Source organism: Paenibacillus sp. P4_E11 (genome assembly GCF_056401635.1).
In genome coordinates this window covers 1-8,604 of the sequence record NZ_JBFUIX010000143.1, presented here as the reverse complement: position 1 = coordinate 8,604, position 8,604 = coordinate 1, and the positions used below count along the sequence as shown (strand labels likewise).

The following is an 8,604-nucleotide window of genomic DNA, read 5'->3' as shown; positions in this document are numbered from 1 at the left end:
GTATTATCGACACTAATGGTAAATATGGTGATTTTCTTGTCGACCTTGCAACATTAGACTGGCACTTGAGGAAACTTGATGTGATCCAGGAATACCAGAGTTATCAGCAACAGGTTGGCATTTCCATTCCTAATTTTAAGGAAAGAATAATTGGGGCAAAATATTACAATGGATTGATTGGATTACGCTTTTATGCGAAGATGGGATGGAATGATGCTTATTTCGGACTACGCGAAGAGCTTTTAAGATTGACCAATTAATACTTATATGAAGTTCCGCTAAAGGATACGATAGTTAAAACTGTAAATAGGAGAGCCCTCATATTCTGATGGCTCTCACAAATGAACCAAGTGGCTCTACCATGCCGAAATATTCATTAGAGGAAACAAAAATCATAAGAAAACCTCTCGAGGAACAAGTTTGCTGTATGTTACCTTGGGAGGAACATATTATCAACTATATAGAAACTTGCATCGAGATGTTCTGACTCTTAAAATCAAAGCCCTAGCGATATAACCGCTTGGGCTTTGATTGAACAGGTAAATGCGGCTCACAATACTATTCCCTCACTACCGACACACAGCACTCCACATGTGTCGTATGCGGGAACTGCAGTCGCCTGGTCCTCTGTTGTATGTGTTGTGTATTCCCTTATTTATAAGGCATCTTCCCGTTCGCATATTGTTCTCTTAGATTGTATTTTGCCTGTTGTTGACGCAGTTTGCCAACAATTCGTCAACAACTCCAATCGATGACACAAAAATATTTAACGGGATAAAATCAACTTTTCTAAAGTAGAATCATTGTTTAATAGTTTAATATAAATAACTGTAAAAAAGAAAGCGGGCGCACATCGTCACAAAAGTTGACCGCCTTTCGGTAAGCTCGCTTTCATCTTAAACCATATACATATAAACCATAGGCCGATCCCGCAGCTTGGCAAATCCACAAATTCGCCAAGGCATGAAGATCGTTCGAGACCATTCGTACGAACTATCTGGTTTCCATATCCATGACATTGTATATTTCCAGAAATTTTGTATTAAACTCCCCTTTTACAAACATCTCATGCTCCAACAATCTCTGGTGAAATGGAATCGTTGTCACAATCCCTTTTATAGTAAATTCGTCGAGTGTCCGCTTCATTCTCTGTATCGCTTCCTGGCGGTCTCTTCCCCAAACTATCACTTTCGCCACCATAGAATCATAAAAAGGTGAAATCTCATAGCCGGAATAAACCGCACTATCAATTCGTACTCCGAATCCACCCGGCGGATTATACTGTTCCACTTTCCCAGGTGACGGCATGAAATTGTTGTAAGGATTTTCTGCATTAATCCGACATTCAATCGCCCAACCCTTAATGTCGATATCTTCTTGGCTAAAAGAGAGCGGAACGCCTGCCGCCACAGCAACTTGCTCTTTAATTAAATCTACTCCCGTAACGAGCTCTGTTACCGGATGCTCTACTTGAATTCGGGTATTCATCTCCATAAAATAAAACCCGCCGTGTCGATCCAGAAGAAATTCCACAGTTCCAGCGCCATGATAATTGACGGCTTTGGCGGCCAAAACGGCTACCCGCCCCATTTGCTCCCGCAAAGCTTGATCAAGGGCAGGCGACGGCGCCTCTTCCAGCAGTTTCTGATGACGACGTTGAATCGAACAGTCCCGTTCCCCAAGGTATACGACATTCCCAACTTTATCTGCCATAATTTGAATTTCTACATGCCTCGGCTCTTCCAAATACTTTTCTATATACACTCCTGAATTACCGAAAGCCGTTTCCGCTTCCTGCTGAGCCTGACGAATGGATGTTATCAGTTCTTCCTCGCTGCGAGCTACCCTCATTCCTTTGCCGCCGCCGCCGGCCGTTGCCTTCACAATAACGGGATACCCAATCTCTCCAGCGACCTTGACGGCAGACTCCAGATCTTCAATGATGCCTTCGGTACCGGGCACCGTAGGAACGCCGGCTTGTTTCATCGTATCTCTGGCGACGGCTTTGGCACCCATTTTTTTAATCGCGTCGGCATCTGGCCCTATAAAGGTGAACCCGGACGCTTCGCAGATTCCAGCGAAATTAGCGTTTTCCGAAAGAAACCCATACCCCGGATGAATGGCGTCCGATTGGGTAAACGTTGCCACAGTAAGAATATTTATCATATTCAAATAACTGTCCTTTGAAGCAGTCGGTCCAATGCAGTACGCCTCATCCGCGAGCTGCACGTGCAGCGCTTGCCGATCTGCTTCCGAATATACGGCAACCGTAGCGATGCCCATTTCCCGGCAAGCTCTGATCACCCGTACGGCGATTTCCCCTCTATTGGCAATCAACACTTTGTTAAACATCACTTAATCCCCCTTTTTAACTAAAAACAGAGGTTGGCCAAATTCAACAAAGTCGCCTTCCTTAACCAAGATTTCTACAATCTCCCCGTCGACTCCGGCACGAATCTCATTAAACAGCTTCATCGCTTCCAGCACACAAACCACCGTTGAAGAAACGACGTTTTGGCCGATTTTCACAAATGGATCCTCCCCCGGCTGCGGAGCAGAATAAAACGTCCCTACCGTGGGAGACGTAATTTTTGGCAATTCGATATCTTGTTGGATTTCATGCTGGATTTCTTGTTGGACTTCAACCGAATCCGAGCTAACGGCTGGTTTTACAGGACGTTCTTCCTCTTCAGTCTTACCTTCGATGATTGTTGATTTTACTGCATGCAAATCATTTTTTACGATAACGATCCGGCTCGTCTCATACTCGAATCTCTGTATGGCAGACTCCTCAACCATTTTAATCATTTCTCGGATCTCATTTATTTTTATCAACGAATAATCCCCTTTAACTTCATTCTTAGCTTCAGACTTTGAATATGTTTTTCTCTAACCATATAAAGCCTTTCCGCCTCTTCTACAGTAATCTCTTGAAAGGTTAATTTCTTCCCCGGCTTCATTTGGGCGATAACCGAAATATCAACCGCAGCGACCTGAGCAATTTTCGGATACCCACCTACCGTCTGCCGGTCGGCTAACAATAAAATCGGGTTTCCATCGGGAGGAATTTGAACGGTTCCAAGGGAAACCGCTTCAGAAATCATTTCTACCGGTTTCTTTAACTTCAACACTGGACCTGACAATCGATAACCCATACGGTCCGATTGAGGTGTAACCTGAAACGGTTCATTAAAAAAAGTAGTTATACTGTCTTCATCAAATAGCTCAAACTGACTGCCGTGCATCACACGGACCATAGTATGCCCAGTATCCTGCGGGATACAACCTCTTTCAATATACCAAGAGGTTGGTACAAACGGCCTCTCTCCAGCTTTCGCTTCCAACCCTTTCATCGTGTGAACTGCTTGTTCCGAAGGCGTGTTAAGCTCGAGCACATCCTCCTCTTTTAAAGCTCTTCCGTGAAAGCCTCCTAATCCAGCTCTCAAGTAAGTGCTCTTGCTGCCCATCACTTCGGGAATGTTAAATCCACCCGCGACCGCTATATAAGACCGGCATCCCGATTTGCATGTTCCAAACCGAAGCACGCTACCTCCCTTGATATAAACAGGTCTCCACATCGGGATCGACTCTTCGTCGATGCTGGGCGATAAATCTCCGCCGCTAATGGCCAATAGGGTATCTTGCTCTATAAGAAACGAAGGACCCATTAAGGTAATCTCTAATCCCGCTTCACCCTCTTCATTACCAACCAGCAGATTGGCAAGCCGAAGAGAGTACGTATCCATGGCGCCACTTACAATGACTCCGTGCTTTTGATACCCGTATCGACCCAAATCTTGGATGCTGGTAAGAAGACCTGGCTGCAACACTTTCATACTCATTGGCTCTCCCCCTTGTAAAGCTCATATTCCTGTAGGGAAATGGAACGGAATTTTACGATATCCCCTGATTGAAGGAGACTTGGAGGATTGTCACTTGGACGGAATAATTTCAATGGGGTACGGCCAATCAACTGCCAGCCCCCCGGGGTTGAGATAGGGTAAACACCCGTTTGTATTCCTGCAATACCTACGGACCCTTCCGGAATGGATTGGCGGGGAGAAGACCGCCTGGGAGCCGAAATTCTCTCAGACATTCCTCCTAAGTAAGGAAAGCCGGGAGCAAACCCGATCATGTAAACAAGATATTCGCCGCTGGAATGAATCTCAATGACCTCATCCGGCTTGATCTTATTATGCTCTGCCACATCTTCCAAATCCGGTCCGAATTCCCCGCCATAGCAAACCGGAATTTCCATAATCCTTGGTTCATAATGGCTGGAGACTTCGAAGCTGGACGCCATTTGCTCTATTATTGAGACTACAATTTCATATGAAGAGCGATTGTTAATCTCCCGGTGGTCTGCATATAAAATCTTCACCTTCATAGGATCATACAACACCGTAACACTCGCAAAAGCAGGAATACATTCAATCATCCCTAGAAATGGATGCTTTTCGATGTAATCTCTTAACCCGTGTACCTTGCGATGTATATCATCATCAATGCTTTCTCCCAATTCGATGCGAATCGCCGATTCCCCATGCGGGGACAGCTTCATCTGGAATTCACCATTTCCCATAGTGTTACCCCCTCTTAAAACGCTAGAAAATACATCAGGAACACATTCACTGCCAATAATATTAGCGCTGTTGGCACTTGAGCCTTAATTACGCCGTTCTTATCGGGTAAATCCAGCAAAGCCGCAGGCACAATGTTGTAGTTCGCCGCCATTGGCGTCATTAGTGTCCCGCAATAGCCGCTGAACATGCCGATCGCAGCTAAAGTGGCCGGATTGGCACCGTGAACATGAACGAGCAGCGGCAGCGCGATCCCCGCGGTCATGACGGGAAAAGCAGCAAACGCATTCCCCATGATCATCGTAAACAGCGCCATCCCAACGCAATAGGCCAGCACAACCAAGAAGCGATTGTCCACAGGAATCGCGGCGCTAACCAAATCGGAAACCGCTTTGCCGACACCCGCGGCAGCGAAGAGACCTCCCAACGTAGCCAGCATCTGCGGAAGAACGGCCGCCCAACCAATTGCATCAAGCAAACGGCGGGATTCTTTGATCGACCGCAAGCCTGTTTCCTTCGTCAGCACTATCGCTGCAATTAATGCGATTACACAAGCGACGCCGAGACTAACGAGCGTAATATTCTTTTGATCCAACAATTGAAGTCCGCCTATAGTCAAGTTTTTTAAACCAACTGTCCCTACCAACGTAATCAATGGGATCAAAAGAGCCGGCACGAATAAAAGGTTACCCAGCTTTTTCGAACGGGAGGCACGTTGCTCCTCATCAACTTGATCATAGGATCCGATCCGAACGCCCCCAAAGCCGGCAATCAATGCCAGAACGATGACGATAATTCCCATATATAAGGAAGGAATGACGGTTCCGAATAAGAACGTAACCGCATATAATCCCCAGAAAAAAGCTGTCATTACACGTCTCGGGTTCCCTTTGTCTCTCAGCGTTAGAAGTGCAATGACCGCCAAAAAAATACCGGCAACGTAATAAATATATTCGAGACTAATAATCATGCTGTTCTGTTCACTCCTTCTCGGATGAAATCTTACTTGCTACGGCATCAGCTTCTAATTCGCGTTGAATTGTCCGATCGAACAGGAAAAGCCGGGTACTATGAATAAGGAACGCTGCGATAGCAGTCGGAATCCCCCATACAGCAATATCCAACGGCTCCAACATAATGCCATTCTGTTCAAAGAAGCCTTTCATCAGCAAAACTGCGCCAAAAGCAATGAATATATCTTCCCCGAAAAACAATCCGACATTGTCAGAGGAAGCAGCAAACGCCTTGATTTTATTGCGGATCTTGTCCGGTAATTTCCCATATTTATTCTCGGCTGCCCCCTCCGCCATCGGAGCAACGAGCGGACGAACCATTTGCGCATGTCCGCCTAGACTGGTTAATCCCAAGGCTGCAGCAGCTTCGCGTATGAAGAGATACAAAATCAGGATGCGGCCTGTTGTGGCGGCTTTGACCTTGCCGATCAATTTTTGAGCTTGTTCCTTCAAGCCGTTTCGTTCCAGAAGCCCTATAACAGGCAAGGTCAAAATAAACAAAGACAAATAACGGTTTTTTACAAATGCATCCCCAAAGGTCGTAACAATCTTCTCCAACGGGAGATGTCCGGCCAAACCAGTAACAATACCGGCTACCGTTACGACGAGCAGCGGATTAAACCGCAAGGCAAATCCGACTATAACGATTACGATACCAATGAGTGATAACATATATTAGCTTCCCCCTTTTCATCCTTGTTTACTTTTTCCAATAGCCTGAACAATAATACCCGCAGCTTCTAATGATTCCCGAATATGACCCGCCAAGCTCATCGCGTTCGGGCTGTCGCCATGGATGCAGAGCGTATCTGCCATGATTGAAATGTCTAACCCTTGCATTGTTTTTACTTTTCCTTCTTTCGCCATACGAATGACCTGATCGACCGCTTGACGATGATCTATGATCAAGGCATCATGTTGACCGCGTGGCGTTAACGATCCGTCTTGCTGGTATGTTCTGTCCGCAAAAACCTCGCTAGAGGTTTGAAGTCCTACTATCTGTCCAGCAGCGATTAAACTGCTCCCAGAGAGCCCAAACAGGATCAATTCCGGGTCGACTTTATAAACCGCTTCGGCAATCGCTTCGGATAACACCGGGCTCTTCGCAGCCATGTTATATAAAGCACCATGGGGTTTCACGTGCTGCAACTTTCCCCCTTCCGCCTTTACGAAACCGTACAATGCCCCAATCTGATAAACGACCATATCAAAAGCTTCCTGCGCTGAAATATCCATATTTCTTCTGCCGAAGCCGACCAAATCAGGAAGTCCTGGGTGCGCTCCGATGCCGATCCCTCTATCCAGCGCCAGTCGTACCGTTTTACGCATGACAGACGGGTCCCCCGCATGAAATCCGCAGGCAATATTGGCCGACGTAACAAATTGGAGTATCTCCTCGTCTTCCCCCATCCTGTAGGCGCCGAAGCTTTCACCCATATCACAGTTCAAATCGATTGTGTACACAATTATACCTCCCATCCCTTTTGTCCGGTATTTCGGAACATTTATTCCGAAGTTATTAAGATATACACATTATAATTTGTTAGCCGCTTCATATTTCAATAAGTTATATTTTCCCCTATCCTCCAAATAAATTATGAGAAAAAAGAGCCCTTCTCCCCGCTGACATAGACAGCAGGATGATGAGCTCTTATATTTAACTAAAGAGCCGAGAAGTCCCCTGCCTCTAAGCCACCTTGCTTTCGAAGAAAGAGCGTAGGCGGGGAATGAATCGGTGCTTTTAGAATGTTTTTTGTTGGATTCAGTGACAAGAAATAGAACAAACGTTCCTTAATTTATGGTATAATCTATTCATGGGGGTGAGGACATGAATAAGGCCTATCGGTTCCGGATCTATCCGTCAACCGAGCAGGAAATGATGATTCGTAAGACGTTTGGCTGTGTTCGGTTTATCTACAATCAGATGCTGGCAGAACGTCAGAACAAGGTTGAAAGATACCATGACGATAACGAGCAACGGAAGCAGCAACGATTACGGTGGTTAGCCGTTAAGACCTTATTGCTTCAGTCTTACCACTCATGGGTGAGTTGGGGAAGCTATTGACTGTCTTGCACCGACCCGACAGTTCTCTGAACAATAGTTATTCCTTAATACTCCCAATCATTGAGTTTGAATATGGAATTTTAATCCAAGTGTACATTGGCCTGATACTCAGTGTCAATTTAGTTTTTTTCGTACCAGGTGCCCTGTAAAGCTCAATACTGCTTCAAAAAGATTTTCAGTTGATATCAATAGATTAGAACACGGGCAATACTACTGGAAGCACTAAAAGTAACGACCTTTAAGGGAGCACATAACCCGCCCTATCTCTACTACACCATAAATTTCACCAACTGTTCTCAGATCAAAAGCCTCCGGGAATTTGAGCGATGTAAGATTTATTTATTGTTTGTCGAGAAACTAAAGAGAGTATACATTTGCTAGAACGCAAACAGAAGAGCCCCAATCAATGGGGCTCTATCTGTAATCCTTTAATGCGTCCTTTTACTTGTTCTTCTGTGCCAACATATTCAGCAGAACCGTTACCGCCTCAGCTCTTGTTGCAGAGTCTTGAGGGACGAACCTATTATCGCCTTTTCCRTTCACAATCCCTGCTTGCTTCACGTAAGCAATACTGCTTTTCGCCCAAGCCGGTATGTCCTTGTCATCTGCGAAGCCAGTTGAGGCTTTCGTTTCGACCGATTGACCCAAGGTAATCGCGATCATCACTGCCATCTCAGCGCGTGTGACTTCTGCATTCGGACCGAAGGCGCCGTTCGGATAACCGTTAATAATACCTGCTTGTACCCCTTGCGCGACTGCTTTCTGCGCCCATGTTCCGATCTCCGCTTTATCCGTGAAAGTAAGCTCCGCTCCACTACCTTGCGGCTTCAATGCATTCATCAGCATAACTGCGAATTCTGCGCGAGTCACCGTATTGTTCGGCTTAAACGTGCCATCGGCATAACCATTGACAATACCGCTCTTTGCGGCTTGCTTAATACTTGCC

At 45.8% G+C, this 8,604-nt stretch carries 9 protein-coding genes and 1 pseudogene; 2 read left to right on the top strand and 8 right to left on the bottom strand.

The genetic code is table 11. The features are described from left to right. Positions 1-260 (top strand): hypothetical protein (locus AC1DWB_RS29295; RefSeq protein ID WP_477544633.1); only part of this gene is annotated, 260 nt, incomplete at its 5' end. Positions 261-993: 733 nt separating this feature from the next. Here the strand turns inward: AC1DWB_RS29295 and accC are convergent. From accC to AC1DWB_RS29260, 7 genes are read right to left on the bottom strand one after another with little or no spacing between them, the layout of a single operon-like run. Continuing rightward, positions 994-2,352, bottom strand: a complete 1,359-nt coding sequence (gene accC / locus AC1DWB_RS29290) for an acetyl-CoA carboxylase biotin carboxylase subunit (RefSeq protein WP_477544632.1) — start codon at positions 2,350-2,352, stop codon at positions 994-996. Positions 2,353-2,355: 3 nt separating this feature from the next. After that, positions 2,356-2,835 (bottom strand): acetyl-CoA carboxylase biotin carboxyl carrier protein, encoded by a 480-nt coding sequence (gene accB / locus AC1DWB_RS29285; RefSeq protein ID WP_477544631.1) that lies wholly within the window; start codon positions 2,833-2,835, stop codon positions 2,356-2,358. Next, positions 2,832-3,842 carry a 5-oxoprolinase subunit C family protein gene (locus AC1DWB_RS29280; RefSeq protein ID WP_477544630.1) on the bottom strand — a complete coding sequence of 337 codons (1,011 nt, stop codon included), beginning with the start codon at positions 3,840-3,842 and terminating at the stop codon, positions 2,832-2,834. Before AC1DWB_RS29280 ends, accB begins: the two co-directional genes overlap by 4 nt. Next, entirely contained in the window at positions 3,839-4,582 is a 744-nt protein-coding gene (pxpB, locus tag AC1DWB_RS29275; protein ID WP_477544629.1) for a 5-oxoprolinase subunit PxpB, read from the bottom strand. Before pxpB ends, AC1DWB_RS29280 begins: the two co-directional genes overlap by 4 nt. A 14-nt stretch (positions 4,583-4,596) precedes the next feature. Continuing rightward, the gene (locus AC1DWB_RS29270; RefSeq protein WP_477544628.1) at positions 4,597-5,550 is read right to left on the bottom strand and encodes a DUF979 domain-containing protein; all 954 of its coding nucleotides are present in this window, start codon (positions 5,548-5,550) and stop codon (positions 4,597-4,599) included. 10 nt (positions 5,551-5,560) lie between these two features. Beyond that, complete coding sequence (locus AC1DWB_RS29265) at positions 5,561-6,265, bottom strand: DUF969 domain-containing protein (protein WP_477544627.1); 705 nt, start codon at positions 6,263-6,265, stop codon at positions 5,561-5,563. An 18-nt stretch (positions 6,266-6,283) separates the two neighbouring features. Then, positions 6,284-7,057, bottom strand: a complete 774-nt coding sequence (locus tag AC1DWB_RS29260) for a LamB/YcsF family protein (protein ID WP_477544626.1) — start codon at positions 7,055-7,057, stop codon at positions 6,284-6,286. Between the two features lie 364 nt (positions 7,058-7,421). On the opposite strand from AC1DWB_RS29260, the pseudogene AC1DWB_RS29255 reads away from it, so the two are divergent. Then, positions 7,422-7,589, top strand: a pseudogene (locus AC1DWB_RS29255) (helix-turn-helix domain-containing protein); the annotation flags it as partial. Positions 7,590-8,099: 510 nt separating this feature from the next. Here the strand turns inward: AC1DWB_RS29255 and AC1DWB_RS29250 are convergent. Next, a partial coding sequence (locus AC1DWB_RS29250; RefSeq protein WP_477544625.1) for an S-layer homology domain-containing protein occupies positions 8,100-8,604 on the bottom strand: 505 nt, incomplete at its 5' end.